This is a genomic window from Streptomyces sp. NPDC055254 (assembly GCF_053606025.1).
Genome location: NZ_JBSGQV010000045.1, coordinates 26,155 through 52,569, shown reverse-complemented (window position 1 = coordinate 52,569; position 26,415 = coordinate 26,155). Strand labels below are relative to the sequence as shown.

The 26,415-nt window shown below is 71.0% G+C and carries 28 protein-coding genes; 21 read left to right on the top strand and 7 right to left on the bottom strand.

From position 1 onward, the window contains the following. The first annotated feature begins 1,030 nt into the window (after positions 1 to 1,030). The 8 genes from ACWFQ8_RS29405 (at position 1,031) to ACWFQ8_RS29370 (ending at position 12,095) form a co-directional block, all read left to right on the top strand. Complete coding sequence (locus ACWFQ8_RS29405) at positions 1,031 to 5,980, top strand: DNA cytosine methyltransferase (protein ID WP_453789317.1); 4,950 nt, start codon at positions 1,031 to 1,033, stop codon at positions 5,978 to 5,980. Continuing rightward, complete coding sequence (locus tag ACWFQ8_RS29400; RefSeq protein ID WP_453789316.1) at positions 5,946 to 7,046, top strand: TniQ family protein; 1,101 nt, start codon at positions 5,946 to 5,948, stop codon at positions 7,044 to 7,046. Before ACWFQ8_RS29405 ends, ACWFQ8_RS29400 begins: the two co-directional genes overlap by 35 nt. 226 nt (positions 7,047 to 7,272) lie before the next feature. Then, positions 7,273 to 8,247, top strand: a complete 975-nt coding sequence (locus ACWFQ8_RS29395; protein ID WP_453789315.1) for a hypothetical protein — start codon at positions 7,273 to 7,275, stop codon at positions 8,245 to 8,247. 65 nt (positions 8,248 to 8,312) lie between these two features. After that, positions 8,313 to 8,606 (top strand): hypothetical protein, encoded by a 294-nt coding sequence (locus ACWFQ8_RS29390; protein WP_453789314.1) that lies wholly within the window; start codon positions 8,313 to 8,315, stop codon positions 8,604 to 8,606. Positions 8,607 to 8,988: 382 nt separating this feature from the next. Then, positions 8,989 to 9,525: a hypothetical protein gene (locus tag ACWFQ8_RS29385; RefSeq protein WP_453789313.1), complete on the top strand. Its 537-nt coding sequence runs from the start codon at positions 8,989 to 8,991 to the stop codon at positions 9,523 to 9,525. Positions 9,526 to 9,645: 120 nt separating this feature from the next. Continuing rightward, entirely contained in the window at positions 9,646 to 9,861 is a 216-nt protein-coding gene (locus tag ACWFQ8_RS29380; protein WP_453789312.1) for a hypothetical protein, read from the top strand. 174 nt (positions 9,862 to 10,035) lie between these two features. After that, the gene (locus tag ACWFQ8_RS29375) at positions 10,036 to 11,007 is read left to right on the top strand and encodes a ParA family protein (protein ID WP_453789311.1); all 972 of its coding nucleotides are present in this window, start codon (positions 10,036 to 10,038) and stop codon (positions 11,005 to 11,007) included. After that, entirely contained in the window at positions 11,004 to 12,095 is a 1,092-nt protein-coding gene (locus ACWFQ8_RS29370; protein WP_453789310.1) for a hypothetical protein, read from the top strand. Before ACWFQ8_RS29375 ends, ACWFQ8_RS29370 begins: the two co-directional genes overlap by 4 nt. Before the next feature lie 604 nt (positions 12,096 to 12,699). On the opposite strand, the gene tap is transcribed toward ACWFQ8_RS29370, so the two are convergent. The 4 genes from tap to ACWFQ8_RS29350 form a co-directional block, all read right to left on the bottom strand. Beyond that, entirely contained in the window at positions 12,700 to 14,409 is a 1,710-nt protein-coding gene (gene tap, locus ACWFQ8_RS29365) for a telomere-associated protein Tap (RefSeq protein WP_453789309.1), read from the bottom strand. Next, positions 14,409 to 14,963 (bottom strand): telomere-protecting terminal protein Tpg, encoded by a 555-nt coding sequence (gene tpg / locus ACWFQ8_RS29360; protein ID WP_453789308.1) that lies wholly within the window; start codon positions 14,961 to 14,963, stop codon positions 14,409 to 14,411. Before tpg ends, tap begins: the two co-directional genes overlap by 1 nt. Before the next feature lie 17 nt (positions 14,964 to 14,980). Continuing rightward, the gene (locus ACWFQ8_RS29355) at positions 14,981 to 15,925 is read right to left on the bottom strand and encodes a hypothetical protein (RefSeq protein ID WP_453789307.1); all 945 of its coding nucleotides are present in this window, start codon (positions 15,923 to 15,925) and stop codon (positions 14,981 to 14,983) included. A gap of 214 nt (positions 15,926 to 16,139) precedes the next feature. Further along, entirely contained in the window at positions 16,140 to 16,427 is a 288-nt protein-coding gene (locus ACWFQ8_RS29350) for a helix-turn-helix domain-containing protein (protein WP_453789306.1), read from the bottom strand. Between the two features lie 174 nt (positions 16,428 to 16,601). On the opposite strand from ACWFQ8_RS29350, the gene ACWFQ8_RS29345 reads away from it, so the two are divergent. Genes ACWFQ8_RS29345 through ACWFQ8_RS29325 form a run of 5 tightly spaced genes read left to right on the top strand, consistent with a single transcriptional unit; the run spans position 16,602 to position 18,572 of the window. After that, positions 16,602 to 16,883: a hypothetical protein gene (locus ACWFQ8_RS29345; protein WP_453789305.1), complete on the top strand. Its 282-nt coding sequence runs from the start codon at positions 16,602 to 16,604 to the stop codon at positions 16,881 to 16,883. 7 nt (positions 16,884 to 16,890) lie between these two features. Further along, positions 16,891 to 17,736 (top strand): DUF2786 domain-containing protein, encoded by an 846-nt coding sequence (locus ACWFQ8_RS29340; protein WP_453789304.1) that lies wholly within the window; start codon positions 16,891 to 16,893, stop codon positions 17,734 to 17,736. 1 nt (position 17,737) lies between these two features. Continuing rightward, on the top strand, positions 17,738 to 17,983 hold the full coding sequence (locus ACWFQ8_RS29335) for a hypothetical protein (protein ID WP_453789303.1): 246 nt from the start codon (positions 17,738 to 17,740) through the stop codon (positions 17,981 to 17,983). Beyond that, positions 17,980 to 18,297: a hypothetical protein gene (locus ACWFQ8_RS29330; protein ID WP_453789302.1), complete on the top strand. Its 318-nt coding sequence runs from the start codon at positions 17,980 to 17,982 to the stop codon at positions 18,295 to 18,297. Before ACWFQ8_RS29335 ends, ACWFQ8_RS29330 begins: the two co-directional genes overlap by 4 nt. Beyond that, positions 18,294 to 18,572, top strand: coding sequence for a type II toxin-antitoxin system RelE family toxin (locus ACWFQ8_RS29325; RefSeq protein ID WP_453789301.1), 279 nt, complete (start codon positions 18,294 to 18,296; stop codon positions 18,570 to 18,572). The genes ACWFQ8_RS29330 and ACWFQ8_RS29325 overlap by 4 nt, the downstream gene beginning before the upstream one ends. 61 nt (positions 18,573 to 18,633) lie before the next feature. On the opposite strand, the gene ACWFQ8_RS29320 is transcribed toward ACWFQ8_RS29325, so the two are convergent. The 3 genes from ACWFQ8_RS29320 to ACWFQ8_RS29310 all read right to left on the bottom strand — a co-directional run bounded on the left by ACWFQ8_RS29320 (position 18,634) and on the right by ACWFQ8_RS29310 (position 20,773). Next, positions 18,634 to 18,858: a hypothetical protein gene (locus ACWFQ8_RS29320; RefSeq protein ID WP_453789300.1), complete on the bottom strand. Its 225-nt coding sequence runs from the start codon at positions 18,856 to 18,858 to the stop codon at positions 18,634 to 18,636. Positions 18,859 to 18,969: 111 nt separating this feature from the next. After that, positions 18,970 to 19,641, bottom strand: coding sequence for a hypothetical protein (locus tag ACWFQ8_RS29315; RefSeq protein WP_453789299.1), 672 nt, complete (start codon positions 19,639 to 19,641; stop codon positions 18,970 to 18,972). Positions 19,642 to 19,981: 340 nt separating this feature from the next. Then, positions 19,982 to 20,773: a GntR family transcriptional regulator gene (locus ACWFQ8_RS29310; RefSeq protein ID WP_453789298.1), complete on the bottom strand. Its 792-nt coding sequence runs from the start codon at positions 20,771 to 20,773 to the stop codon at positions 19,982 to 19,984. Between the two features lie 229 nt (positions 20,774 to 21,002). On the opposite strand from ACWFQ8_RS29310, the gene ACWFQ8_RS29305 reads away from it, so the two are divergent. The 8 genes from ACWFQ8_RS29305 (at position 21,003) to ACWFQ8_RS29270 (ending at position 26,288) form a co-directional block, all read left to right on the top strand. Then, positions 21,003 to 21,371, top strand: coding sequence for a hypothetical protein (locus ACWFQ8_RS29305; RefSeq protein WP_453789297.1), 369 nt, complete (start codon positions 21,003 to 21,005; stop codon positions 21,369 to 21,371). Beyond that, the gene (locus ACWFQ8_RS29300) at positions 21,368 to 21,664 is read left to right on the top strand and encodes a hypothetical protein (protein ID WP_453789296.1); all 297 of its coding nucleotides are present in this window, start codon (positions 21,368 to 21,370) and stop codon (positions 21,662 to 21,664) included. The genes ACWFQ8_RS29305 and ACWFQ8_RS29300 overlap by 4 nt, the downstream gene beginning before the upstream one ends. Further along, complete coding sequence (locus tag ACWFQ8_RS29295) at positions 21,661 to 21,846, top strand: hypothetical protein (RefSeq protein ID WP_453789295.1); 186 nt, start codon at positions 21,661 to 21,663, stop codon at positions 21,844 to 21,846. Before ACWFQ8_RS29300 ends, ACWFQ8_RS29295 begins: the two co-directional genes overlap by 4 nt. Further along, positions 21,843 to 22,121, top strand: coding sequence for a hypothetical protein (locus tag ACWFQ8_RS29290; protein ID WP_453789294.1), 279 nt, complete (start codon positions 21,843 to 21,845; stop codon positions 22,119 to 22,121). Before ACWFQ8_RS29295 ends, ACWFQ8_RS29290 begins: the two co-directional genes overlap by 4 nt. Beyond that, complete coding sequence (locus ACWFQ8_RS29285; RefSeq protein ID WP_453789293.1) at positions 22,118 to 23,395, top strand: hypothetical protein; 1,278 nt, start codon at positions 22,118 to 22,120, stop codon at positions 23,393 to 23,395. The genes ACWFQ8_RS29290 and ACWFQ8_RS29285 overlap by 4 nt, the downstream gene beginning before the upstream one ends. Further along, positions 23,392 to 23,631, top strand: a complete 240-nt coding sequence (locus tag ACWFQ8_RS29280; RefSeq protein ID WP_453789292.1) for a hypothetical protein — start codon at positions 23,392 to 23,394, stop codon at positions 23,629 to 23,631. The genes ACWFQ8_RS29285 and ACWFQ8_RS29280 overlap by 4 nt, the downstream gene beginning before the upstream one ends. Next, positions 23,628 to 23,942 carry a hypothetical protein gene (locus ACWFQ8_RS29275; RefSeq protein ID WP_453789291.1) on the top strand — a complete coding sequence of 105 codons (315 nt, stop codon included), beginning with the start codon at positions 23,628 to 23,630 and terminating at the stop codon, positions 23,940 to 23,942. Before ACWFQ8_RS29280 ends, ACWFQ8_RS29275 begins: the two co-directional genes overlap by 4 nt. Positions 23,943 to 24,017: 75 nt before the next feature. Further along, positions 24,018 to 26,288 carry a hypothetical protein gene (locus tag ACWFQ8_RS29270; protein ID WP_453789290.1) on the top strand — a complete coding sequence of 757 codons (2,271 nt, stop codon included), beginning with the start codon at positions 24,018 to 24,020 and terminating at the stop codon, positions 26,286 to 26,288. Positions 26,289 to 26,415: the final 127 nt, after the last annotated feature.

The following is a 26,415-nucleotide window of genomic DNA, read 5'->3' as shown; positions in this document are numbered from 1 at the left end:
TCGTGGGCTCGGAGATGTGAAAAAGTCACTGGGTATGTAGCGGCGAAGCCGCTACAACCAGTGATCGGCTTCGCCGATCACCTGACGCCGTTTCACGGCGTCGTCGCCGGCCGCTTCGCGGCCGTAGTGATCCGCTTCGCGGATCACGGTGGAGCCGTGCGGGTTGAGTGATCTAACTAGGTGGAACCCGCCAAACGGTGCACCCCTGTGGACAACCTCGTTTGCCCAGGTCAACCGGCATTCTCGATCATTTTCCGACCTCGACCCTTCCCACAGGTAATCACCGTAACCGCCAAACCGTGCACCCTTTTTCCACACCCGCAAAATCGAACAGACCCCGGGGGGTGCACAGTTTGGCGGGTTCGGGTTTGACCAGGGAAAACGGCCGATCTTGACCCCTCCTTGATGGGAATGGTTTCCAATAAGCTGTTCGAGTAACACTCGCCAATATGTCACTGACCCTTACCAACTCCGGTGCACCTTTGGCGGTTTCGGTGCCCAATGAGGGTCTTTCCGCTGGTCAGCCCCGAAACCGCCATGCAGTGCACCCCTTTTCCACAGGTGGCCCGATCAGCGCAGATGTCACAGGCGCCCCGTAGGCGCCCGATCTGGTGCTCGTCGGTCTCTCCCGTCCGACCGCGTCACCCTAGGCCAGCACGCGGGCGCATAGGCGCCCTGCCGGGGGTGCACCCGGTGATCCACTCGCGCGGGGGAGGCTGCGGACCCGTTCGGCCGGTCAACCCGCCGCGCGTCGTGGCGGGTTCGGCCGCGGCCCTCGACGCGCGTCGTGGCGGGTTCGGCCGCGGCCCTCGACGCGCGCCGTGGCGGGTTCGGCCGCGGCCCTCGACGCGCGCCGTGGCGGGTTCGGTCGAGGGGTGGGCCGACGAGGGGACGAGTCTCAGTGAAACTCACAGTTCAACTTGCAGTTGTGCTGAAACTTGCCTAGGGTGGGGACCGCGCCAACCGCCGGGGAACCGTCCCGGCGGGTCGGATCGGAAGGAACCCGCGAATGATCGTCAACTCAGCCCCGATGTCTGTCACTTCCGCACTGGAGAACGGCGCCCCTCGGAACCTGGGAGCGCTCGCCGCTGCGGCGACGCGTCGAGGCTGGGGCGCCATGGTGGAGCGGGAAGAGACGCGGGACGAGTGGACGCTCGTCGTCGCCACCCCGTCCGACTCCCGTACGGGCCGCTACGTGTGGCGCGCGGGCAAGTGGGTCACCTTCAACACGCACGGTTACCGCGAAACGGTCGCGTTCTACCGCACGGGCACCGATGGGGCGCCCCGCGCGAACACCCCGGCGGAGGCTCCGGCCGCGGCGGCGGACGTCGTTTCCGACCCCGTGGCGGACGCGGAGGAGCGCGCGGACGCGGAGGCGGCGGAGGCGTTCCGGGTCAAGGCGACGCGTGCCCATGACCGTGTGACTAAGGGGCACAAGCGGGTCGTTGCTGCTGCGGAGCGCGCCGGTAACGCATGGGAGCGCGCGGTGTCCGCGCTGGAGCGCGCCGAGGCTTCCGAGGAGCGGGAGACGGAGCGCGCTTACGTCCGGGTGGCGGAGGCGGACGCGCTGATGTGGTCGCACCGGCCGGGGAGCGCGGAGTATCACGCCGCTTTCGGTGCGTTCCTGACGGCGCGTTTCGATGCTGAGTCCCTGCCGGTGGCGGAGGCGGCGGAGGAGGTACGGGAGTACACGGAGCGCGCCCGTACGGCGTCCGCCGACACGTGGGCGGACGCGGACGGCGAGGAGCACACCGGCGCCGGTGCTGCCCTCGAAACCGCCGACCACGCACGGAAAGAGGTCATGATCGAATACACGACCTTTGAGCGCTCCACCCCCGCCGGTCGGTTCGATGCTGAAACGGCGTGCGACATCATCTGTGGTCACGCGCGCGACATGGCGGCGGCGGTCCGGCACGCGGAAGCGGCGGCCGAGGCGGCGGAGGCGGCGGCCGATCAGGCGGAGTCGTGGGCGGACGCCGCGGAGGCGGAGGCGGACGCCGAGGCGTTCGAGGCTGACGGACTGTTCACCCTGGGCACGGCGGACCGGCGACAGGTTGCGTTGGCGCGTGCTCACTGGGGCGTGTCCGACGTCGTGGCGGACGCGTACGCCGAGGCGGCGGCGGACGGATCGGCCGAGGAGGAGCGGCGCGCGGCGGTCCGCGCGGCCGAGGCTGCGACCGCGGCGGAGCGGGAGGCCGCGCGGCCGGCGGAGCGCGCCGAGGCGCAGCGGGCGGCGGAGCGCGTCGCCGCGGCGGAGGAGGCAGAGACGCACTCCGCGCGGGCGGCCGAGGCGTACGCGATCACGCGGGACCTGATGACGTACACGCTGAGCGCTTGGGCATCGCGGCCGGTCGACAACCTGCCCGAGGCCGAGGCGGCGGAGGCGCGCGCGTTCCTGCGACTCCTCGACCGACGGTCGAGGACGGCGCACACCGTCGATTTCGCTGCCCGGTGGGACTGGTACGACGGCGCCCGGGTGACCGACCCGCAGCGCGCCCGAGACTGCGCGAACCGTGCCCGTGTGCTGGCGGACGGGTGCGAGGCTGACGCGCGGCGCGTGGCCGAACTGTTCGCGTGGACGGAGCACGCGCAGCGTGAGGCGGCGGCCGAGGAGGAGCGGCGCGCGGCGATCCGTTGGGCCGAGGAGGAGCTCGCGCGCGCCGAGGAGCGCGCCCGGAATCAGAGCGGGTACCCGTCCGCCCAGGCTCGCCGGATCGGAGAGGGCAACGCGCGGCGCGCAGTGCAGAACGCCCGGTGTGCGCTCGCCGAGTTGAACGGCCGTCCGTTCGTGGCGCGTGCCGAAATCAGCAGTGCGGGTCACGACCGGAGTTGGTACGTGGTCGACGCGTCCCGGGGGCGCCGGATCATCGCATCCGGTTTCGGGTGCATGGCCGAGGCGGAGCGCGACGCCGAGCGTCGCAACGACGAGCGCGCGGCCGAGGCGGCCGAGGCGGCGGCGGTGGCCCGGAAGGCACAGCGGCGGGTCGAGGAGGCGGAGGAGCGGGCGGCCGAGGCGCGGCGACGGGCCGAGCGTCTCGACGCTGCGGCCGGAGTGCACTACGGCCGATTCGCGGGCGGTCAGCCCATCCTGATGCGTCACGGTTCCGCCCGGGGCGCGCTGCGGGACCGTGCGCGGGGGGACGCTGCGACGCGTCGAGCCATCGAGGCGACGGCCGAGGCGGACCGCGCGGAAGGCGCGGCGCGGAAGGCGCGGCAGGCGGCCGAGCTCGCCGAGACCGTGGCCGGGCGGGCCCGCCCGTGGGAGCGGGCCGACTTCCGGCGGGGCGACGTCGTCGAGGTGCGCAAGATCTACACCGACGCGTATGTCGTGGTGCGCGCGAACGCCAAGACGTTGACGCTGCGGAACGCGAACACCATCGACGACGTCAAGGCGCGTTACGACCAGGTCCTTTCGAGGACGCGCGCCGGCGAGACCCTCAAGGACCCGGGGCTTTCCCAGAAACTTGACGAGGACACGTCAAATGGAGACACCCCCCGCGGGGGTAAGGGGGGTTTTACCCGGAGACTTGACGCGGACGCGTCAAAAGTAACTGTTCCCGCCCGTCCGGTGGACGTGATCAGCGACCCCGGCACGGTCGACGCATGGGAGGGCGAGGGCGGCGCCGTGCCCGGCGTCGAGACCCCGACCCCCCGTCAGGAGCCTGCCCGGACGTCCGCGCTCCTGGCAGACGGGAACGCCGAACACGCGTGGGATCGGTGGGGAGAGTGGAGCGAACACGGCGAGTGGCTGGGATGGACGTGCGCGGACTGCACGACGTGCGCGGGCGAGGCCAGGTGCGCGGACTGCGCGGACTGCACCGAGTTCGCCGCCCCGTGCCCGCCGCACTGGGCGCGGGACTGGCGGAAAGGCGAGCCGGAACGCTGCGTCGAGATCTTCGGCGGACCCGGCGGGATGCAGGAGGCCCGTCGCCTGATGATGGCCGGATGGGACGTGGTGGCCATCGAGTGGGACGAGGGCGCAGCCGCTACCGCACGCGCCGCCGGTCACACGGTGATTGTCGCGGACGTTCGCACCCTCGACCCGCGGCACCCCGCGTTCAGGGACACGCGCCGCTTCCACGGCTCGCCCCCCTGCCCCACGTTCAGCACGGGCGGCAAGCTCGCGGGCCTGAACCCGACCGAGATTATGCGCTTGATGGACCTGTTCAACCAGGCCGGGGAGGCGTTCGGCTGGCTCATGGTCGACGACGTGTGCTCAGTGTTCGGCGGCCCGCATGACTACTGGGGGAACGTCCTCGAAGACAGGGAGGACGACCCGCACGCCCACACCTACGACGGTCCTGACTGCATCGGTGGACTGTTGCCCCCGTGCATGACCCCGGACGAGTACCGGGAAGCCGCCCGCGAGATCGTTTCGGACGAGCGGACGGCGCTCATGGCGGAAATGCTGATCTGGCCTCTGGTGCTGATGAAGCACGGCGCCCCGCTCCAGTCCGTGACGATGGAGCAGAGCAACAACCTGTTGTTGAAGGCCGCGCCGCTGTGCGAGGCGATTCAAGAAGAGCTGCGGTGCGCCGGGTTCGACTACAAGGGCTTTGACTGGGTGTCCTTCCAGATCGCCGACGCCGTCGACCAGGGCGCGGCGTCGCACCGGGTGCGTACGTGGATGGTGGCCACCCGCGACGGAAACCCGTGGGGCGCGTCGTACGACTACGCCCGCGAGAACGCGTGGAAGGTGTCCACGCAACTCGACGACTGCCGAACCTGCGAGGGGTGCACGGACGGCGAGCGGTGCGTGAACCCGGTGGCCCGGTTCGTGAAGAACCCGGCCGGGTGGGGCCCGGAGGGACACGTTTCCGTGGACTTCCTCCAAGACCGCCCCGCGCTGCCCCTCGTCACCATGGCCGCGGCCCTCGGGATCAACCCGGCGAGCACGATCAACACCCGAGGCAAGCGGAAGGTAGACCCCCTCACGGGCTGGGTGAAGGGAGGCGGAAGTTTCCGCGCCGGGGCGGACGCCTCGCAGTGCATCACCGGTACGTGGTACGGCGCCACCATCGAGGACCCCGACCAGCCCGCGCACGTCCCCGCGCGGCGCCTCCGTCAGGACGAGCTAGCTGTCCTCGTCGGCTTCCGCGCCGGGTACCGATGGCAGCACGTCGGACGCGGGGCGGGCATCCGCAACAAGGCGCAGCAGTGCGCCGACGCGGTGTCCCCGTTCGCGGGCATGGCTGTCACGGCGGCCGTGACCGGACGGGACTGGTACGAGGTGGCCAAGGCGTACCGAGCGCGGCTGTACCGGCTCGACGAGGCCACCGGCGAACCCCTCGCCTACGTCGTCGAGCGGGACGCCCACCCCGAACCTGTCACCCGTCGAGCGATCGAGCCGAGGCCCGTCCGCCTCGCCCTTCCCGCTCCTCCGGCGTTGGTCGCGGTGGTGCCTCGGCCGCGCCCGGCCGTCGAGGAGACGGCCCCGGCCGCGCTGGTCGAGGGGACGGCCCGAGCTGCGGCGCGGGGGATGGTCCCGGCGGTGGTGCTGGTGATGCGGACGGCAGTGGCGCGGGTGCTGCGGGCGGTGGCCCCGGGGCGGGGGGCGCCGGGGACGGCCGTCGAGGGGGCCGCGCCGGCGGTGGCGGGCCCTGTCCGCCGGGCCCTGTCGCGTCGTCTACAGACGCGGGGGTTGGGGGGTGTTCGTGCAGGTCACAGCCCACGACAGGGCGCCACGCGACAGGCCACGCGACAGGGGGCGCGACAGCCCACAGGGAAGGCGTTCGGGGGCCGCGGCCCACCGTACCGGGCCGGGCCCGCCCGGCCCGGTAGCGCACAGGGTCAATTCCCAGAACTTGACAGGAGCACATCAAGAACGCGACACCCCTCCCCCGATCCGCTCCCCCCGCCGCCCCCCAAAACCGCCGCCGCGCTCGCCCCGGTGGATACCCCACGAACGCCCCCGAGGCGCCGCCCGGATGTGGGACGGTGCCGACATGACCGGCCCCGCACCCGCGCCCCTCACGCCTGACGATCTCCCCATCCGCGTACCACTGATCCACGGCGAAACCGTCGCCTCGCTCCTCACCCGCACGGCCACGGCCAACGGCCTACCGCTCCCCCGCATCCTCGGCGCCCTCGGCGGTGGGTGCGAACTTCCGGCGGACGGCCTGTCGCCGCAGCGCGAGGAGCTCCTCCTCCCCGCCGAGGCCCTCGCCCGCCTCGCGCTCCTGGTGAACCGAGACCCCGCCCAACTCGCCCGCGCGCTTCCCACCCTGCCCCCCGAGCACACCGCCGGCGCCGAGGCCCTCGCCGTCACGCCGTGGCCCGACGAGCTCGGCGCGGCCCCCCTGCCCGCCTGCCCGCTGTGCATGGAACCGGGGGCGTGGCTTGCCGCCGCCGGGCACCGGTGGCGGCCGTGCGGGTGCGGTCGGCGCTGGATGGCCGGAGATGACGGCGGGTACCTCGTCGACACCGGCCCGCTCCCGGAGCTGGGCCGGGCACTACTGCGGCACCGGGCCCTTGTGCACCGCCTCGGACCGACCGGTGACGCCCTCGCAGCCGACGCACATCAGGTCATGCTCTGGTGGTGGGTCAGTGGACAGGTGCGCGCTCAGGAGTGGCGTGCACGCGAGGACGCCCTCGGCCTCGCCCGGCACCGCCGGCGGGCCGCGCCGGTCGTGGTCTACCCCGAGACCATCACCCTCGCCGAGGCCATGTGGACGTGGGAGGAGAGGCGTCGGAAGCGCGCAGCCGTGCCCGGAAAGTGGGTCGAGGAGATTGGTCGGTTGATCGCCCCAACGGGTGTCATTTCGCGGCGCGAGCGCGCACCACTGGACTACTGGCTAGAGCAGCACCGGCCCGAATCCGCGGGGCGGGTGCGAGGGAAAACCACCATCGAGCGCCGATGGAACCGGCTCCCTGCCCTGCATCAACCGCCGACGGATCACGGACCGTTCCGGGCCCCGCCCTGCCTGATGTGGGTCTACGGTCTGCCTCTCACCTCGACCTCGGCCGTCTGCCCGCGCTGCGACGGACGTGCGCCGAGTTGCCGATGGGTGCCCTTCCCTGGGTGTACGGGACTGCCCGGGAAATAGGGCCGGGACGCGGGCGACGGATCGACGGCGGACTGTCGGCGGTGTGCGCTACGGTCTCCCGCAGGGCAGATACCGCCGCCCACACCGTCCCCGCGTACCCACGCTGCGCAGGCGCCGACGGTAGGAGGTCCCCAGGGATACCGGTCTGTGAACCAGTGAGCTGACGATCCGTTCCGTACCGGGCGGGTGGCGTGGGGACCAAGGCCCGGACCGGGAGGGCATCGCCATGCCAAAGCGCAACGCCGCACAGAAGCGCGCACGGGAGATCCAACAGGCCGAGGGGATCGGGTATCACGACGCGCTGAACCGGGCGCGCTCCGAGCTCGCCACCGAACCCGCTACCGAACCCGCCACCGGGGAGCAGCCGGCGCCCGCCCCGGCCGCCGTGGCATACATCCTCGAACCCACCCCCGCCGAGGCCGCGGCGGGGATCACAGCCGAAGAGCTCGGCGTCCGCGCGCTGCCCGCCGACGCCACCCCAGCGCAGCGCGCGCACTCCGAGGCGGTGTGGCGGCCCGAGATCGACCCCACCCGGCCGTGTCGATGCTCCGGGGTCGACTGCCACCACGGCGAGCCGTGCGCGGAGGAGTGCGACGACGACCCCCAGTGCACGGGGCGCATGGTCCACGTCGACCGCCATCCCGGCTCGTTGTTCGACCTCACGGCCTGGTACGACGTCTACCGCTGCACCGAAGAATGCGAGGGGGCATTCGAGGTCACGGTCACACTGCCTGACCTTCCGTGGGGCGAGGTCCGCAACCGGGACGAGGTCGAGGGCGGCCGATACACCGGCGTCATGGGCGAGGGGCGCGTGACCGTGATCTACAGCGGCATTCGTCATCCCAACTTCCCCGACCGTTTTTTCGGCGAGGACGACGAGGACGACGAGGACGGGCGAGACCCCGACCCCGACGACTACCTCACCCCCGAGGACGACTACTACGGCGACGAGGGCCAGGAGGACGAGGAGCCGCTCGCCGGCGGGGGCCAGGAGGAGGCGCCCGACTACCTCGACGACGGCCCCGAGGGCGACGTCGACCCCGACGGCGGACCCCCCGAGGACTACTACGAAGGCGGGCCCGGCGAGGCCCAGCTCGGGCAGCCCTCCCGGGTGCTGGTGGTCGACCACGACCCGCAGCCGACGGCCGCCGACTGGTCCCCGGTCTTCGATCTCGACAACGCGCCGCCCTCCGCATGGTGAGGCGCGGGCCCCTCGGCGCCCTCGGTTCCCCGCCTCGGAGAGCCGAGATCGACATCGACCCCGAGATGCACATGTACGACTGCCCTGGGACCGGCCCCGGCGGACGCGGCTGTGAGACATGCGAGGGGTGGGAAGGCCGCTCGTTTGAGTCCATCCGGGCCGAGCTCGAAGGCCGGTCCGCGCCCACCCCACGGTGGGCCCCCATCAGGCCGGAGCAGTCCGAGGCCCCCCACCGAGACGGAGCGTGCGAGCGGGACCTCTACGAGGGCGGCATCTGCACCTGCGGCGCCCCCGACGACTACGACCGGGAGCCCGCGAACATGGCCGACCTTGAGGACGGGATCGACCCCAGTTGGTGAGGGCTCCGCTCGCGCCACACAGGCTCTGAACACCGGCCCCCGCCGCAGCCCGCGGCGGGGGCCTCTCGGTGCCAGGGAAAACCACTCGCGCCTCGTCGGCAGCGGTGACAGGGTCGTATGTCCCCAGCTCACAAACCATGAGCAGAGCGCATAGCCCCAGGCGGCGCGGGGGGTGCACCGTTTGGCGGGTTCGGTGTGAGGGGGGTGCACGGAATGGCGGGTTCGGTCTGACCTGCACTTTCTCCCCTCCCTCGCAGCCGGAACGGACGGGGAAGGCCCGCGCGATGGCGGGTTCGGTGCACGGGTGGCGGGTTCGGCTTCCCCGGGGTGCACCAACACGGAAGACTCGGGGCACACCCGCGCCCCCAGGAGGCCACCGCCCATGACCGACACTGCCCACCCGGCGCACGCTCCCGAGCTCGCCGACGCCGAGGAGTGGCTCCTCTCCTTCCTGCGTATGACCGCACGGGACCGCGACGGATGGGCGTACGGCACTCTTGCGAGCCTGCTCCTCGACCGCGGGCGCCTCTTCACCCCCGCCCCCTGGTCCGGCGCCGAGGAGCCCCCCGGCGAGCCGGGGAAGTGCTTCATTGAATCCGTGTCCTGGGCCTGGGCTGCCGGCGGTGCCCTCGCCTACGTCGAGGGCTGGGCATGGGACACGTGGATGCAGCAGGAGGCGCACGCCTGGTGCGCGGGCACGGACGGGACCGCCCTTGACCTCACATGGCGCACCCCGGGGCGGGCGTACGTGGGCCTACCCGTCGAGGCAGAGGCCGCGGCGCGCATCATGGGGGACACGGGCGGGCCGCTCCTGCACGGGCGTGGGGGTCTGATCTCCTCGACGGCTGAGCGGTGGATGCGCGACGGTATCCCTGACGGCCTCCTCGTCGACATCGGCCGCCCCGTTCCTCGAACCTGACCGCGGTACCCCGTGGCGGGTTCGGTCAGGGGGTGCACGGACCGACGCCGGCGGCTGTGGCGGGTTCGGTGACCGGCCGCCGGGATGCCGGGCAGAGGCGCCCGCCGCACCCTGGGAGGTATGCACGGGGCCGCCGTCATCGTCTACCCGCCCGACGAGGGCGGCGGGCGTCGCGTGCGTGCCGGTGACGCGATCCTCGGCCGCGCGGTCGGCCTCCGTGACGTCGTCGAGTTCCTGCGCCGGGCCGGACTGGAGGGCCTCGACGAGAGCGACGTCGCACGGTCCGAACTCATTCAGTGGCGCGGCGGTGGCCCGCACGTCTGGGGTGCACAGTGACCTTTCCGAGCCCTCCGGGTTGGTCCGATGCTCCGGGGCCGCTTCCGTGCCTTCCGCGCGTGCCGTCCGTGCGTGTCCGGATTTCCGGACACCAGTAACCGCAAGGGTTCCGGGCCTCCCAGCGTCACGAATGGGGGTGAGTTCCGGGGTGCGAGTACGTCGCACGGTCCGATCATGGCTACCGTCTACGCCATGACGACACTCACCCCGATTCCGCCCCTTGCGGACGATCTTGAATTCCTGTCGATCGTCAGCGAGTGGAATACGGAGGCACCGCACCATCAGTGGTCCGCTGCCACCCTCGTACCGGCCACCTTCCGCCCCGCCGACCCGGCCCGCGTGTTCGTGGTCACCAACAACAAGGGCGGCGTGGGCAAGACGACTACGGCCGTTGAGCTCGCGGCGGCCTGGGCCGCTATGGGGCTGCGTGTCCGACTGATCGACGCAGACCCGCAGAACGCCGCCATCACGTATTGGCTCGGCGTGCTGTACCCCGAGAGCCTCCCGATGGATCAGCGCTACAGCCTCCGTCACGTTTTCCTCGGCGCCGAACCTGACCCGGCGAACCCGGGCGCCCCCGTGCGGGATGTGACCTTGGATGAGGCCACCTATCCGACGCGGTTCGAGAACCTCTACGTCGTCCCCTGTGGCGCAGACCTCTCCCGCGTCGAGTACGAGCGCACGAGCGGCACGGACAACGCCCTGAGGTACGCCATCGCCGAATCAGAGATGCGGTTTGACGTGACGGTCATCGACGCCTCGCGAACGATGAGCCTCGTCACCCTGGCCTGCCTGATCGCAGCGGACGACGCGATCATTCCTGTGAAGCCGGGCGCCCTCGACGCGCAAGGCGTCCTGAGCATCAGCGACACGATCGCCAAGATCCAGCGACGCGAGAACCCCAAACTCCGCGTTGCGGCCATCCTCACCACCATGTGGGAGCGGACCAATCTCGCCCGGGAGGTCGAGGAACAGGCCGCCGAGGACTACCCCGACGCGATCGTCTCCCCCATCCGCAAGACGACCAGCGTCGGCGAAGCGCCGGCGACTCACCAGCCGACGCGGCTTCATGCTCCCCGAGCTACCGCCGTAGCCGACTACGGACAGGTTGCCCGCCTCCTCCTCAACCCGGTGAGGGTCGCGTGAGCACCGAGACCGGCACCGGCAGCAGGCGCCGGCGAAAGCTCGGCATCGTGACCCGCTCCCAGGCCCCGGACTCCACGGAGACGGCCGAGACGCCGGACGGGACCGCCCCGGCGGCCGACCCTGCCCAGTCGCCGGGCGGGGCGATCGAGCCCGCCCCCGCGGCAGTCGGCACGGTGGGGAACGAGGACCAGGAGGAGGATCTCCTCGCCAACTTCGGCGGCGGCCTGCCCGCTGCCGTCGCCGACCCGTTCGCCCCCCAGCTCCTCGACCGGGCGAGCCTTCCCGACGACCCGGAGGAGCGACTCCTCGCGTACGAGGCGGCGATCGAGACCTCACGGAACAGCCTCGCCCACACCGTCATGAAGGCGCGGTTCCGCGCCGAGATTGAGATCGGCCTCGCGCTCGACGGCATCCGGGGGGATGAGCTGCACATCCCGAAGTACGGAACCATCGAGAACTACGGCTTCGAGCGGTGGGGATACAAGCGCTCAACCCTGTACGAGCTCATGGACACCGCCCCCATCCGCATTGCCGCAGCCGCCGGAAAGAGCGTGTCCGGAAATCCGGACACCAAGGGGCGCAAGGCCCTTGGGCCTCCCGCTCAGCGGCAGGCCCTCGAAGCCGGCGCCCCCAGCACCCAGACCGAGGCGCCCACCCGATCGGTCAAGGTCGAGTTGCCGAAGTCGGCGGCCCTCGAACTCGTCACCACCTGGAAGAAGGAGGGGGAGGAGACCACGCTCGCCATACTGGCCGACGCGGTCGAGGAGGCCGAGACGTCCGGCAAGAAGCTGACGGCCGCGCTGATCAGGAAAACCCGTCTGGACTGGGGTGTGACGGAGACCCCGACCGAGCTCACCCCGTCCGAGGAGGAGCAGCGACGAGCGGTGAACAAGACGCTCGCGGACGTCGCCGCCACGGCCGAGAAGCTCGTCGCGACCCTCGGTAGGCTCGGCGAGGAGGTCCCCCCGTTCGACAGCGTGGCCGCCGACAAGGACGTAAAGGCTATCCGGGCGGCCGGGCGGTGGCTTAACACTCACGCCAAGGTCCCGGCGGGAGTCGAGGTCGTCGAGGCCGAGATCGTCGAGTAACAGAACCGCCCCGAACAGGCCCCCGTACGAGCGGGGGCCTGTCGCGTTCTGTGCGCTACCGAGGGCGCGACGTCGGCGACGTCGTCAGGGCCCGGATCTACCATGGAGGCATGGGCGGACAGGTTCGCCGGTGCGCGTACATCAACTGTTCCAGGCCGCTGCCGGTGACTTCTCGCAGCGACAAGCGGTTCTGCTGCCCGGCGTGCAAAGCCGCCGCGCGCCGGTGGCGCAGCCACCGAATGGAAGCGGTGGCCGTCGGCCTTTGGTACACCCTCGGTCGCGAGACCGAGGCCGTCGCGCGCTGCCCCGCATGTGGCCACCGCTTCGCCCGTGGATACGGCCACCGTCGCGATGCCGTCTACTGTCGGCCAGCATGCCGCCAAGCCGCCTACCGGGCCCGTAGGGCATCTGAGGAGCTACGCGAAGCCGTCACCGTCCCTCCCGTTGTGACGGTTCCCGGTACCCGCTCCACAGCGTTGAGCAGCGATAACACCACGGACTAAGACGTCCTGGTCATGAGGACGTCGGGCGGGGACGGGAGAGGACACAAAGGGGCGGGGCCTCGGCGATCACCGAAACCCCGCCCCTTTGCTGTACGCCCTGCCTACTCCTCGCGCCCGGCGTCCTTGCCCTCCTTGATGAATCTCGCGGGGTTCGCCTCCTTGGCGACCATTTCCCTGAACCAGGTCATCGAGCGAACGCCCTCCTCCTTGACGAACCCGGGATTCGGGCCGAGGCGGAAGCCTCCCGGCAGCGGCGTTCCGTCCGGCTTACGCGGCACCACCGCGCGGGCCGTCGGGTGACCGGACGGGTAGATCACGCAGTCGGAGAGCACCGCGAGCGGGACCAGGCCGGTAGCGGCCCACGTCTTGGTCATCTTGCGGTGGGCGCCGACTCGGGCCGCGCTGATCACCGCCGCCCGGATGTCGGGGCGCCAAGTCGGGCGCTTGAGTGCCGGCCACGGGGCGAACTTCCCCGCCCGCTTGCCCTGGGGCCGCTCGCGCATCTTGCCGATACCGCCCTTTGCGGTCTGCTTGATCGCGGACAGCAGGGCGACGGCCTCGGGGTCGCGTTCCTTGATCGTCGACATGGTTTTGAGGAATGCCTCCTCGTCCATGTCGGCAGTCACGCCGAGGTCCGCGAGGGTGGCCATGTACGCATCCCGCAGCCGGTTGTGCCACAGGTCGAGGTACCCGCCCGACTCCGGGCGCAGCCACGCGGCGATGGGCTGGACGTCGATGCCGAGCTCGACGGCATACGCGAGGGTCTGCGTCGCGTACCAGGCCGGGCCCGTCGGCGCCTTGCCGGTCGGAGTGAACGGCGAGGGGAAGTGGTCCGGAAGGGGCATCCATTCCTTGGTGGTCAGGTGCTTGGTCCGCAGCGTGGCGCCGGACAGGTCGACCAGCCACGAGCCCGGCACCTTCTTGTCGAACCGCGGGCCGTCGGTGTAGACGGCCGGACCCATGCCCACGGTGAGCCGGTTCGCCGCCGCCAGGAACGCCACGTTGAGATCAAGGCCGACGACGTAGGGCGCGCCGGTCTCGTGCTCGGTCGGCTCCCGGTACCAGGCGAGGGCCTCCTCGTTGAGGACGTGCGCCGGGTTTTTGGCCTCCTCGCGCGTCCGCTCGGCGGCGAGGGGGTGCTCGTCGGGCGCCTCGGGCGGAGCGGGGTCGACCGGCTCCGACAGCGACCCGGGCACCGGGACCCGCCGCATCCGACGCGTCCCCTGGTCGTAGACGAGGCGGGTTCGGGGACGTACGGCCTCCATCAGGGTGAGGCTGCATCCGGCGGTCGAGCCGGTCGGACTCACGACCCGCTCGGCGTAGAGGCCGAGGGTGTACGCGAACGCCGACGGGTCGACGGCGACGAAATCCATGTCGCCCCATCGCATGTGCTCGCCGAACGCACCCCACGACACCACGGCGATACGGACCTCGTCGCGGTTGCGGTACAGGTGCGTCCAAGCACCCAGACCCGCCCGCGACATGGTCCACCCCGCCTCTTCCACGCCCTTGACGGCCGGGTGATCGTCCGGCACCCGCAGTCGCTTGCGGTCGTCGAGCTGCGCCGGGAGCCCGAGGGCCTCGACCGCGGACTCGGTGAGGACCAGGAGCGGCGCGGAGTCCTCGCCGAACTCCGACAGCTTCGGGGCGCCCAGGCCGTACGCGAGGGCCCACTCTGCGGCGGACGGCAGGTCTACGACGGCCGCCGGGACGTCGAGCCGCTGGACGTCCGGCCGGTGGGCGACGAGGGAACCCGCGGGCGCGTCGAGGACCAGGAGGGGCGCGGTGTAGGTGGTCTCAGACATGGTCATCACCGGTAGTCCAGTTCGATGTAATCAATGTCGGTGAAATCGACGTCGAGCCCGCGCACACCCTCGGTGTCCGGCTCGCGGAAATACTCCCGGGCGAGACCCTCGGCGATGATCTCCCGGGCCTTGTCCTCGTCGCCGTTGCGCAGCGCTTCGAAGATCTGGGGGACCAGGTCATCGGGGACGTCCTCGGTGAGGCGCCGCATCCGTGCATCGTCCGTCGTCTCGCCGGCGGCGGTGAATCCGAACCGCGCCCGCGTCTCGACGTAGAGCCCGCGCTCCTTGGCCTCGGCCTCGGCCTTGGCCCGTACGCGCGGCTGGTGGTCCTTGGACACTTCCTGGGTGAGGCGGTCGACGATCTCCGGCTTACTCTTGCTGATGTCCCGATCGCCCTTGACGTACCGCTGCACCGTGCGGCGCGAGACGCCGAGACGCTCCGCCACCTTGGCGGTGTCGCCCTTCTCCTTGCGCATCAAGGCGTTGAAACGGCCTTTGATCGTCTTGGGGATGTCGCGGGTCTGGAACCGCGACTTCATGGCGTCGATGATCTTTCCCATGCCGGGCACAACCCCTCTCAGGCGATCTTGAATACGCGGGCGTCGAGCGGGATCACGGCGAGCTCGGGCCGAAGGCAGAAGCCGCCGCCGCAGAGCACCCGGCCGGGCACCTTGGTCTTGAACGGCGTGTCACAGATCGGGCAGTCGACCTGCCGTTCCGCTACCTCGCCCCGCCAGACCTGTTGGGCCGGGATGACGTACTCAGTCGGCAACTTCCGCAGCAACTTGGACAGGTAGCCGCCGGGGTTGTACGCCTGCCGGTTCTCGGACACGTCCAACGCCCGGAGGAGGACCTCCTCCGGCCAACCGTTGCGCAGGCACCACGTCACCGACTTGACCGCGTTCGAGCGCGCTTCCTCGGTGTAACCGACGAACCAGCGGACACGCTCGATCACCCGTGCCGCCACCGCCGGCGCCTCGTCCCACGCGGCCCCGGCGAGCTTCGGCGCGGTGAGTCCGCTCATGAGGGTGAAGCGGTCCGGCTTGCGACCGTAGTTCTTCCCGTCCTCCCCCGAATTCGGCACCACGCGAAACGCGAGGAGGTCCGCGGCGATCAGGTGCGCCCGGTGTCGCTCGGCCGTCCGCTTCGAAACTCCCGCAGCCGCGGCGAGCTCATCCCAGTGAATTTGCCCCTCCCAACCGAACGCAGCGAGGGCGACGAGGCACTTGGCGCACGTCGGGTCAGGCGCCACGATGGCCGCCGCCCACTCCTGGGCTCCCGGCAAGAGCGGCTGACCGAGTCCGCCGACGAGCGGCGTACGACGGTCCGCGTCAATCCGCCCCTTGGCGAACAGGTGGCCAAGGTGATCTTGGGTGGCGCGCTTCTTGAGACCGACCACCTTCCCGATCTCCACCGTGGTGAGCCACGTCTCGGGATCGGCGATCCGGTGATCTTCGAGTGCCGCGAAAACGCGGCGGCAATTTTCGCAGTTGTCCGGGTTGATGTCCCGATGTGGTGCCACAAAACGGCCTTTCCGGCCTGTGCGGTGTAGCGCCCGGCATAGCGTGGCACAATCGCAGTAGACCTAAGAGCGGGTCATGCGGAGAGCCTCATCGGGCGGGAGCTGGTAACTCCCGACACACCCCCGATGGGGCTTTCCGCATGATTGGAGCCGAACCAAGGGGTAAACCCCACCGCGCGTGTGATAGCGCGGATACCGCCTGTGACCAGGCGATTTAAACCGTGAATACCTCTTGTGTGCCGCCGATCGTTTGCGCCAACCGGACGTGCGGCAACTTGCTAACCGCGTGCGACGGACCGGCTACAAGATCCGGAACCGGAACGCCGTAGTGCTTGGACAAAAGGTCGAGATCACCGAAGGACCACGCCGCCCGCCCGTTCTGTTTCCGGCTGAGCTGCCCCTGAGTGATCCGGAGCCCCGCGGCCAACCTCGTCTGGTTCTCGCCGCACGCCCGCATCAGGGCGGCCACCGTCACCCGGAGCGTCGACTCGGTCGAACTCATGGCGCTAGCGAACTTCCCCATATGCTTCGCCCCCACAGTTTGTGAGCTGGACTCATAACGACTGGTGGATCGGTGCGTTGGTTAGTAGCCCCGATCACCGGACACTCTTCCACGGTCGCAGCCCAACTGCAAGTGTTGCTTGCAGCGTACTTGTGAACGTGTCATCCTCACCCCATGACTACCGACACCCTCGACGCGCTCCGCAAGAAGGCCGAACGGTCCAAGGAACAGGCCGAGAAGGACAATGCGGCACTACTCGCCGAAGCCGTCGCCCAGGCCATCACCTCGGACGAGTACGGACACCTGTCCGCCGTCGCCCGTAAGGCCGGCATCGCCGCCCAGTACCTCCGTGACCTCGTCGAGAAGGAACACCCCGGATGGCTCGCCGAGGCCGCCCGCAACCGCAAGGCCCGCAAGGACGCCACCAAGGGCAAGACCTCGCGAGCTGCGGCCTGACCACGTCATGACCGAGTGGGCAGACTGGAGTCTCTCCATCCTGGGTAGCGCCGCCGCCCTCGGAACCGCATGGGTGGCGCTCCACACCTACCTACGAGGCGGATTCGGCGGGGCGCTGCGGGCGCTCGTCCTCGGCGGCCTCGTAACGGCGGCCCTCATGTGGCCCCGAGAGATCGCCGAGTTCGTCCTCGGTCCCGATGCCCCGCAGCCGCCGGCGCCCAGCGAGGAACCTACCGAGGACGGGCCGCTCGTCCCGGCCTGGGCGCTCTGGACGGTCCTCGGTCTCGCGGCAACCGCAGCCGTCGCCGTTCCCGCCGCCAAGCTCAGCAACCGGCGCCGTCGCCGAACGGCCGCACGACGCGAGCGCGCCGCCGCCCAGCTCGCCCGCCGCCACGTCATCGAGACGGACCACGACGAGGTCACCGAGACGTACGGCGAATACGTCTGCGACGTCCTCGCGTTCCTCGACCGTCCGGCCCTCGACGACGTCACCGTGCCCCAGACCGCCGCACTCCTGCATGCCATGGATGCCGCCGGCGACGCCCGCCGGGGGGACGACCTCGCCGCGTACCGGACGGCCGTAAGCGCCCTGAAAACCGCATGGCGGGCCGCAGACGAACACGCACGCAGAACCGGCACCCGCCACGTTCCCCAACCGGAGCGCGCCATCGTCGCCAAGGCCCGCGGCCTCCTCGAAATCGCACTCGACGGACGCGGCGGAGAACACGAGCGACAGGCCGCGTACGCCAAGGCCCGCACGCTCCTCGACGGCGTTCTCACCATCCCCCGGCAGGCAGCCGCGCAACTCGAAACCCAGCACCGGCTTACCCTCACCAAGGCCCAAGGAGCCTGAGATGCGAGAACCGCACGAGATCGACGCCCCCCGTCTCGACCACGGGCAGACGAGGCCCGTCGCGTTCTGGAGCGAGCAGAGCACCCCCGAGGGCAACACCCTGATGGTCGGTACGGTCGGCTGCGGGAAGACTTCCGCAGTCGTCATGCAGCGGGCGATGATGGAAGCCGCAGGCGTGGAGTTCGAGGAGACGACGAACCCCGGCACCGGCACCACCGAGTTCCGATTCAGGAGGGCCGAGGCGTGAGCGCAGCACCCGCCGAGGAACCCATCGACCCGTTTCGCACCCACCCCGACGGCGGCCCGCGGACCGTGACCCAACTCCGTGCCGCACTCACCGCGGCCAGTCCGGCCGACCGCGAGGCGTTCGAGGCCCAGCTCGGCGAGCTCGACCTCGACGACCCCGAGGCGTACGCCACTCTCGTTCGCGTGTGGCGGCACCGGCTTGTCATGCGGACCAACCCCACGATCCTTGCCGCCGTGGCCGCGAGCACAGACCCGGCCGCCCCCCGGTGGACGTCCGCCGACATCCTCGACGCCCCCCAGGAGTCCAGCCGGTGACCGCCGGCGCCTCCTCCTGGTCCGTCGTCTACAGCGACACCGGCCGTGCCGCCCTCGCCACGGCCACCCCCGACGAACGGGCCTCCGTCCTCAAGTTCGAGGCCCAGCTCGCCGACGCCCCGCACCACCTCGGCGAGCTCTACCCCGACCGCGTCGGCGGCCTCTACACCGCCCTACTCACCGTCAGCGGTCGTCCCGCGTGGACGAGCGTCCTCTATCGCATCGACGACGTCCGCCGGGAGGTTCTCGTCGTCGCCTTGGTGTCCGGCCCCTGACAGACGCGCAAGAGGCCCCGCCCCGAAGTTCCCGGGGCGGGGCCTCTCGTCGTTGTGCGGCCTACCTTGTTCGAGCAGCGTCCGGCGCGGCGAGGTCGAGTGTCGCCGCAATCTCGAATGCGGCGTCGCTCGGCCGGTCGGTCCCGAGCAGTGCCCCCAGGACTTCGAGGTACCCAGCGATCCGGCCCTGTCCGTAGAGCCCATCCTCGGGTCGGACAGCCCCGATCCGCTGGACCAGGGCGACAGCGAGCGGGCCCGGAATCTCGGGTGACACGGTCTCAGACATGTTCCCGAGAATAGGGGTGGGCTGCACATCGCGTCGCCCTTTCCGTGAGGACCATCGACGCTCGCAGAGGCCCCCCGCTCGGGAGCGTGGGGCCTCTGTCGTGCCGGGGGACTACCTAGCTACCGCAGCGAGCGGGGACCGCCGCCCTTTCTCGACGGCGCGCAGCGCGGGCCAATCGACCTCGGGGTGAGCGGCGGGCAGGGCGTCGACATCGGCCACCCGGTACATGGGCACGTCGACCGCTCCGGCCCTGCTGGTTCCGAACTGGACCTCCCGCCACTCGGCCGGTGCGATCCACTTCAAGCGCACCATGTGATCCCAGTCGGAACGCCGGACGCCGAGGCGGGCCGCGGCCTGGTCAGGGCCGAGCGGTGAGGCGCCCGCGACGAGTTCGGCCAGATCGGGGCGGGCGCAGACCTCGGCCACCTGGGACGGATGGACGAGGGAGCCGTCGGGGTTAGCGGACAGCTCGGTGAGCAACCCGGCCGCCATGAAGCGGCGCACGACGAACGCCGTGACGGCCGGGGGCTCGCCGGGAATGTTCGGCGTGCCGAGGGCCTCGGCGATCCGGTCCGCGGCTTGCCGGCCGGACAGCGGTTCGCCGGGCAGTCCGGCCGCGATGGCGTCCCGGTCCATCGCCTCGACCGCCGTCCGGGACCACTTCCATTCGGACGCATCCGGCCGGGGCGCGATGCCCGCGTGAATGGCCCAGCGGAACGCTGTGATGGCCACGCGCAGCCGCCCGGCGGCCTGCCTCTCGTCGTACTCGGTGAGTCGTGCCATGGGTGATCGACCTCTCTCTCGGTACGCCCGGGGTGGGCGGGATCGAAATGTGGCAAAACATTGCGAAAGCGTCAAATGCTCCCGAACCATGATGAGTTGGGCGCGCCCCATCAGGCTGCGCCCGCGTACGCGAGGGGGAGAACCACCCGTTCGGACGGCGGGGGTGATGCCCGGAAACGCAAGAGCGCCCGGCCCCTTCCGGGGCCGGGCGCTCGTCCTTCGGGCGGGGCGGTGATCGGTTGAGCGGCACGGGGTAGCACGCCCCCAGTCCGCCGGAAAGGCCGTGTCCGGAAATCCGGACACCAAGGGCGCAAGGCCCTTGGGTCTCCCGAGCGCTCGGTTACGAGCCGGACGTGCGGCCTCTACGGGGTACGCGGACCTGGAGCGGGAGAGGGGAGTACACCAGTTGCAGCCGGTCGGACGCGCCCGTGACCCGGACAAGCTCGATTGCCCGGCCGGTGCGGTCCTTGGTGACGCGGTCGATCACCAGGACCGAAACCCGGCCCCCTATGGCCAACTGGGCGGCCTGCTGCGGTGTCGGCTCCTCGGCGGTCACGTACTCGTCGGCCTCGACTGGTAGGAGACCGGCGGCGAGGAGGGCGGCGAGGATACCGCCCGTGATCTTTTCGGGTCGGTCGAGACTCGCCGCCTGGGCGACGTCGAGGGGGTACCAGGCCTCTTGCAGAGCGACGACGTCCGAGCCGATCAGTGCGCGGCGCCGGCGGCGAACTGCCTGGGTGCCGGGGTCGAGCTCTAGGAGCTCGGCGACATCGGCGGGAGCGTCGAGCGTCTCGGCGGCCGGGGTGGCGACTTCCATTCGTCCGTCTAGGCCCTGTTCGGCAGTCGCGGCCTCCCATGGGCCCCGGGTTCCGCCGGGGTCGAGGACGCGCTCGAACCGATTCAGCGGCACCCGCACACGGCTGCGGTCGCGCACCACTGTTCCGTGGCCGCGGCGAGAGGTCACCAGCCCTTTAGCCTCAAGCTCCTGATAGGCGCGGCTCACGGTCGCCTTTGCCCCCGCGCCGGCCGCCACCTGATCAAGGATCTGCGGCAAGGGCTCTCCGGGCTGATACACCCCCTCCTTGATCTCGCGTTCGAGCCTGTCGGCCAACGCTTGCCACTTACCGGCCATGCCTCGCACTTCCTCCCGTCGGGTGTATTCAGTACAGCACATTCCTAGGAATGGTTGACAGTGGTTCCGGGGGATGTCATGGTCTTACCAGCCGCCCCATTCCTAGGAATGGAGGAGGCGGAAAGTGTGACCCGCTGCCCAAACGGGCGCGGCCCCAATGCGTCTAGTCCACGCAAAGGGGCCGCTAAGCGGGCTCGACTCACCAGCCTGAAACAGGGAGTTGATCCGCGTGAGCACCACCATGCCCGAATCCGGTCCGATTCCGCGAATCGCCACGGCCGCCCGCTTCCTCGACGAGTCGGCGCGGCTGGACGTCTCCGCCGTGATCGGCCTCGACGTCGACCTCGTCACCGGTCACGAGTACAAGATCGCCGACGACCTGAGCGACGCCGACCACGCCGCGGCCCTCTTCGCCGCGTTCGAGGACGAGGCCGCCCGGGTCGCCGCCCTCGTCGACATGATCGACGCCGGGTTCGTGAACGTCCCGCAGGCGTACGGCCGCCTCCTCGTCCTGGCCGACGAGATGGAGCGCGCCGACAACGCCGACGGCTACGAGCTCGACGAGACCGACGAGGTTCTCCGGGGGTGGGCCGCGTGACGATCACCCGCCACGCCGCCGCCCGCGTGCTGCGCGCCCTCCTCGGCTACGCCGACCGGCTGCACCCCGCCGCTCTCCTGGTCCTGGTTCTCGTCCTCGCGGGCCTCGCCCAGGCCGCCGCCCCCTTCGTCGTGACCCTGTTCACCGCCCTGGTGACCCTGGTCAAGGCCGGGACGTTCGTTGCCGGGGCCTTGGTCCTGGGCCGCCTCGCCGTCCGCCTCGCCGCGATGGTCCGCAGCATCCCCGCCGCGCCGCCGGCGCCCTCGATCCCGACGCCCCGCCCGGCGCCGTGACCGCCGCAGCGTGCGCCCTGGTCCGCGACGTCTCCCCCGAGACTCTCGCCCGCCACGGGTTCACCGACCCGGCCACCGCCCACCAGGCCGCCCGATGCGCCGTCCTGTGGGCCGCCGAAAACCACCGCCGCCGCGCCCGCGCCGCCCTCGACCGCCACGCCGACGAGGAGACCCCCCGATGAGCACCACCGCCCGCCACATCCTGAGCGACTCCGCCGCCGGACTCGCCGCCACCGTCCATCACGTCGCCACCTCGACCGCCGCCCTCGTCGCCGTCGTCGGATGGGCCGCCGTCTCCTACCTCGACGGCCGCGCGGCTGAGGCCCTCGCCGCCGCCGCCCTTGGCTCCCTCATGTGCGCCGAGTGGCTCCGCGCCCACGTCCGCGGCATCCCCTTCACCGCCTGCCCCCTGTGCTCCATCAACCGCTGGGGCGCCCGTAAGGAGATCACCAAGTGAGCACCACCTCGTTCTATGACGAGCGCCGGCGGGACAAGTCCGCCGACCGCGCCGAGGACCGCCTCGACCGCCTCACCGAGCGCGAGGAGGACCGCAAGGAGCGTGCCGCCCTCGCCGAGCTGGAGCGCAAGGAGCGTGCCGCCCGGGTCGAGGAGGAGCGCCAGGAGCGCGCCGCCAAGGCCGAGGAGGAGCGTCGTCTCCGCCGGGAGCGCGACCGCGAGAAGACGCGCCGCAAGGCCGAGCGCAAGGCCGCCCGTGCCGAGTTGTTCGCCAAGCTCAGCCGCGAGGGCGACACCGTCGGCGCGATGATCGTTATGGCGTGCGGCATCGTCCCGGCCTTGTACTTCCAGCTCCGCGCCCTCAACGGCGAGAGCCTCCCTGGCGTGATCTCCCTGTGCCTCGCCGTGATGCTGGAGGCCGGGGCGTGGGTGGCCACCGTTTCCGGCGAGCGCGCCAAGCGCGAGGGAAGGCCGGTCGGCCGCTTCCGGGTGGTCATGTGGGCCTGCGCGACGTTCGCCGCGGTCATCAACTACAGCCACGCCCCGGACTCGCCCGGCGGGTGGCTCGCGTGGGTCCTCGCCGCTGCGAGCTATGCGGGGGTGTTCTTCTGGGAGGTCCGCGGCTGGGGTAGGCACGGCGTCAGCGCCACCCGCACCAAGGCGCAGCGCAGGGAGGAACGTCGCAGCCGACGGCACGACCGCAGGCGCCGCCGTCGCTTCCCCACGGTCTACAACCGGTACACCGACATCCTGACCGCGCACCCATACGGCACGGTCGACACCGAGGAAGCGTGGCGGACCGCATGGCGCGACGAGCACGGCGCCGAGCTTGCCACCACCGCTCGCGTCGTCGCCCGCCGTGGCCACGCTGACAAGGCCCTCGCCGCAGCCCACGGCGTGGGGGTTGAAACCCTCGCCGTCGAGCAGCTCCTCGGGGACCTCTTCCCGCCCGACGGAGGCGACGAGGGACCCGCCGCGCGCCGCTCCTCGGGCGGCCCGACCGGCGGCCCGAGCAAGGGTGGTCGAAGCGCGAAAACCCTTGGGCGCAAAGGGAAGCAGGCTCTAGGCCGAGTCGTCGGACGGACCGCCCCGAAGGTCCCCGACAGGCCCCTCGACGCCGCTCACATCGCCCAGGTTCGCGCCCTTGCCGACCTCCTCGGCGGCGCCGCGCATCTGTCCGTGAAGAACGTCCGGCAGGCCATCGGAGGCGGTAACTACCGCTACGCGATGCGGCTCCGCGACCACGTCAAGGCCGAGAGGAAGAACGCCCGATGAGCGCCGCCAGCCACAACCCCCCGCGCCTCCTGATCCCGGCTGGATTCGGGTTCTCGTACATGACGATCCGTCTCGTCCCCGAGAACGGATGGGGCCCGGCCGCCGTCGTCGGACTCCTCGTCCTCGCCCTGATCCTCTGGGGCCCGGCCGCCCTCAAGTGGGCGTGCAAGAACCTCGCCGTGCGCAGGGCCGCCAAGAAGAAGGCCGAAGCGGAGAAGAAGGAGAGCGGCAAGTGACGACCCATCGCAGCCTGTACCGGCTCGCCGCCGGCGAACTCGCCCAGATGGCCGACACCGAGGCCGCCGGGGATCACCACCACCTCGCCAAGGCGTCCGCCGAGCTCGGCCTCGTCTACCTCAAGTTCGAGACGGCCGACCTCGCCAACGTCCACGTCGGCAAGGCGTGGGAGGCCGCCGAGAAGGCCCGCGAAAACCTGATGTATGGGGACGCGATCGGGGTCACCTCCGACACCTCCCGGGCCCGGCTTCACCTCGCGCTCGCCGAGCTGGACGCCGCAGACCTCCCGGCCCCCGCCCCCGCCCGCTGAAAGCGCGCTCGCCCCCTGAACCACGCCCGGCCGCTTCCCCCGGCGGCCGGGCCCCCCCGAGAGGAAGCACCCCGCATGTCCACCACCAGCACCGAGCACGGCGAGCGCGAAGCCCAGTACATCGACCTCGCCGCCTACCAGGACCCCGAGACCCTCGACCGCCTCGAACTCCTCGCCCGCGCGGCCCGCGAGACCGTCCGCACCACCCCCGCCGGCATCGCGGACCTGTCCACCGGAACGGTGCGGCTGGACAAGGTCGACGAGGCCCCCGCCGACCAGCTCGGCGACGAGGCCGGGGTCCTCGAAGTCCTCGACGAGCGCGAGGGCTGGAACCTTCGCCGCCTCGTCCCCGAGTCCCTCACCGACATGGGCGTATGGCGCCAGCGCCGCGCCGAGTGGGTCAACGCCTCCGCCTTTCACGCCCTGCGCTCGCCGGTCTACCTGTGGCGCGCGACGAACGTCGCCGCCCTCGGCGCGCGGGTCGGCGTCCGTGACGCCTGGTCCTACGTCTTCGCCACCGAGTACGGAGACATCGCCGACAAGGTGAGGCGGACCAAGGCAGGCCCGGAGCACATCGCCGACCTTCGCGCCGACCGCCGCAAGGAAGCGCGGGCCCGCCGGCGGGAGCCCCTCACCGTCTACAGCCTCACCGGGTGCAGCACCTACCTGGGCGCCGTCCTGGCCCTGGGGGAGACCTGGGGTTGGATCATGGCTGCCCCGGTACTGCTGCCGGTGTTCGGCATCCTCTACGCCCTCGGCCGTCGCGAGATGATCCGTCGCGAGCCCGACGGCACGTTCACCGTCACCGACGCCGTCGACTTCACCGGCGCCGGGGTCCTCACCGACGAGGGCCTCAACAAGGCGTTGCGTGCCCGTAGCGTCGGCATCCTCAAGGACGACGAGAGCGTGACCGTCCTGGGCTTCATCGCCCGCGAGCCGGGCGACAGGGCGTCCGTCGTACGGTTCGAGCTCCCCCGCGAGTCGGGCAAGACGGCCGCCGAAGTGGGGGCCAAGCGCAAGGCCATCGCCGCGGCTCTCGCCGTCGACTCGATTCAGCTCTCCATCCGCCAGGACGGGCACGAGGGCTCCGTATACATGCGCGTCGCCGACTCCCACCCCTTCGGCGGCGAGCCGGTGGCCTCCCCCCTCGCGACGGCCGAACAGTGGGACATCTGGGATGGCGCCCCCACGTTCGTGGACGAGACCGGGCGCATCACCGCGATTGAGCTCCTGTTCTTCGGCCTCCTCGTCGGCGCCATGCCCAGGCAGGGCAAGACCTTCACCGCCCGCGCGGCTGCGGCTGCGGCCATCCTCGACCCGCTGTGCCGGGTGATCGTCGCCGACGGCAAGGGCGGCAAGGACTGGGCGGCGACGGCCCTCCTCGCCGAGGCGTACGTCCGCGGTGTCACCGAGCCCGCCGTCCGCCGCCTGACGCACGTCCTCGAAGACCTCGTCAAGGAGATGGAAGCGGCGTACGACGCCCTGTTCGAGCTCCCCGACGAGGTATGCCCCGAGGGCAAGATCACGCCCGAAATCGTCCGGGATTACAAGGTGTATCCCTGTGTCCTGATCATCGACGAGCTTCAGCGCTACCTCGAAAACCAGGGCAAGGAGAACGAGGACGACAAGCTCACTTACGGGAAGCGGATCGAGGAGGCCCTCGAAACGCTCGCCAAGGTGGGCCCCGCCGCGGGCCTGATTCCGATTCTCGCCTCACAGAAGCCGACCGGTGACGCCGTCCCGAGCGCCATCCGTGACGCGATTCCGCAGCGCATCGCCCACCTGTGCGCCACGTACCAGATGAGCGACTCGATTCTCGGCACCGGATCGAGCGCGAGCGGCTGGAACGCAAAGGAGCTCGCCCCCGCGTTCAAGGGCATGGGCATTCACGCCGACGAGACCGGACTCCGCTTCATCCGCTCCCTGCTGATCAAGCTTCCGGCGTTCCGTGTCATCTGCGAGCGCGGCCGGTCGCTGCGCATCGCCGCCGGCACCCTCGCCGGGGAAGCGGCGGGGCAGTCCGGGCGCGCGGCGCGGGTCGGCGGCATCCTCGCCGACCTCCTCGCGGTGTTCGAGGACAAGAAGCTTCCCGAGCGTCTGGCCACCGCCGACATCCTCGACGGCCTCGCCCAGCTCGACCCCTCGACCTGGGCGCCCGCCGCCCTGGGCGTCGGTGAGGAGGACCGGGCCGCCTATGTCCAGACCGGCGGGACCGAGCTGCGGAAGGCCCTCGACACCGCCCTCGACGGCACCGGCCGGAGCCTCGCCTCCCGGGGCTGGTCGAAGGGCGGAAGGGCGAACGGCTACTACCTCGACGACCTCCGCCAGGCCGCCGGGATTGTGTAGGTATGCACCCCGGTACGGGGTCCGTACGGGTCGGAACGTCCCAGGTCAGCGCCCGGTACGCCCTCCGTACGGACCCCGCCCCGGCCGGTACGTGAACCCGCCCCACGGCCCCCGTACCGGCCCCGTA

Excerpts from the sequence above, each read along its gene's own strand:
- ACWFQ8_RS29405 (WP_453789317.1), top strand. The coding sequence starts at position 1,031 with ATGTCTGTCACTTCCGCACTGGAGAACGGCGCCCCTCGGAACCTGGGA.
- ACWFQ8_RS29400 (WP_453789316.1), top strand. The coding sequence starts at position 5,946 with ATGACCGGCCCCGCACCCGCGCCCCTCACGCCTGACGATCTCCCCATC.
- ACWFQ8_RS29395 (WP_453789315.1), top strand. The coding sequence starts at position 7,273 with ATGCCAAAGCGCAACGCCGCACAGAAGCGCGCACGGGAGATCCAACAG.
- ACWFQ8_RS29390 (WP_453789314.1), top strand. The coding sequence starts at position 8,313 with ATGCACATGTACGACTGCCCTGGGACCGGCCCCGGCGGACGCGGCTGT.
- ACWFQ8_RS29385 (WP_453789313.1), top strand. The coding sequence starts at position 8,989 with ATGACCGACACTGCCCACCCGGCGCACGCTCCCGAGCTCGCCGACGCC.
- ACWFQ8_RS29380 (WP_453789312.1), top strand. The coding sequence starts at position 9,646 with ATGCACGGGGCCGCCGTCATCGTCTACCCGCCCGACGAGGGCGGCGGG.
- ACWFQ8_RS29375 (WP_453789311.1), top strand. The coding sequence starts at position 10,036 with ATGGCTACCGTCTACGCCATGACGACACTCACCCCGATTCCGCCCCTT.
- tap (WP_453789309.1), bottom strand. The coding sequence starts at position 14,409 with ATGACCATGTCTGAGACCACCTACACCGCGCCCCTCCTGGTCCTCGAC.
- tpg (WP_453789308.1), bottom strand. The coding sequence starts at position 14,963 with ATGGGAAAGATCATCGACGCCATGAAGTCGCGGTTCCAGACCCGCGAC.
- ACWFQ8_RS29350 (WP_453789306.1), bottom strand. The coding sequence starts at position 16,427 with ATGAGTTCGACCGAGTCGACGCTCCGGGTGACGGTGGCCGCCCTGATG.
- ACWFQ8_RS29345 (WP_453789305.1), top strand. The coding sequence starts at position 16,602 with ATGACTACCGACACCCTCGACGCGCTCCGCAAGAAGGCCGAACGGTCC.
- ACWFQ8_RS29340 (WP_453789304.1), top strand. The coding sequence starts at position 16,891 with ATGACCGAGTGGGCAGACTGGAGTCTCTCCATCCTGGGTAGCGCCGCC.
- ACWFQ8_RS29335 (WP_453789303.1), top strand. The coding sequence starts at position 17,738 with ATGCGAGAACCGCACGAGATCGACGCCCCCCGTCTCGACCACGGGCAG.
- ACWFQ8_RS29320 (WP_453789300.1), bottom strand. The coding sequence starts at position 18,858 with ATGTCTGAGACCGTGTCACCCGAGATTCCGGGCCCGCTCGCTGTCGCC.
- ACWFQ8_RS29315 (WP_453789299.1), bottom strand. The coding sequence starts at position 19,641 with ATGGCACGACTCACCGAGTACGACGAGAGGCAGGCCGCCGGGCGGCTG.
- ACWFQ8_RS29310 (WP_453789298.1), bottom strand. The coding sequence starts at position 20,773 with ATGGCCGGTAAGTGGCAAGCGTTGGCCGACAGGCTCGAACGCGAGATC.
- ACWFQ8_RS29290 (WP_453789294.1), top strand. The coding sequence starts at position 21,843 with ATGAGCACCACCGCCCGCCACATCCTGAGCGACTCCGCCGCCGGACTC.
- ACWFQ8_RS29280 (WP_453789292.1), top strand. The coding sequence starts at position 23,392 with ATGAGCGCCGCCAGCCACAACCCCCCGCGCCTCCTGATCCCGGCTGGA.
- ACWFQ8_RS29270 (WP_453789290.1), top strand. The coding sequence starts at position 24,018 with ATGTCCACCACCAGCACCGAGCACGGCGAGCGCGAAGCCCAGTACATC.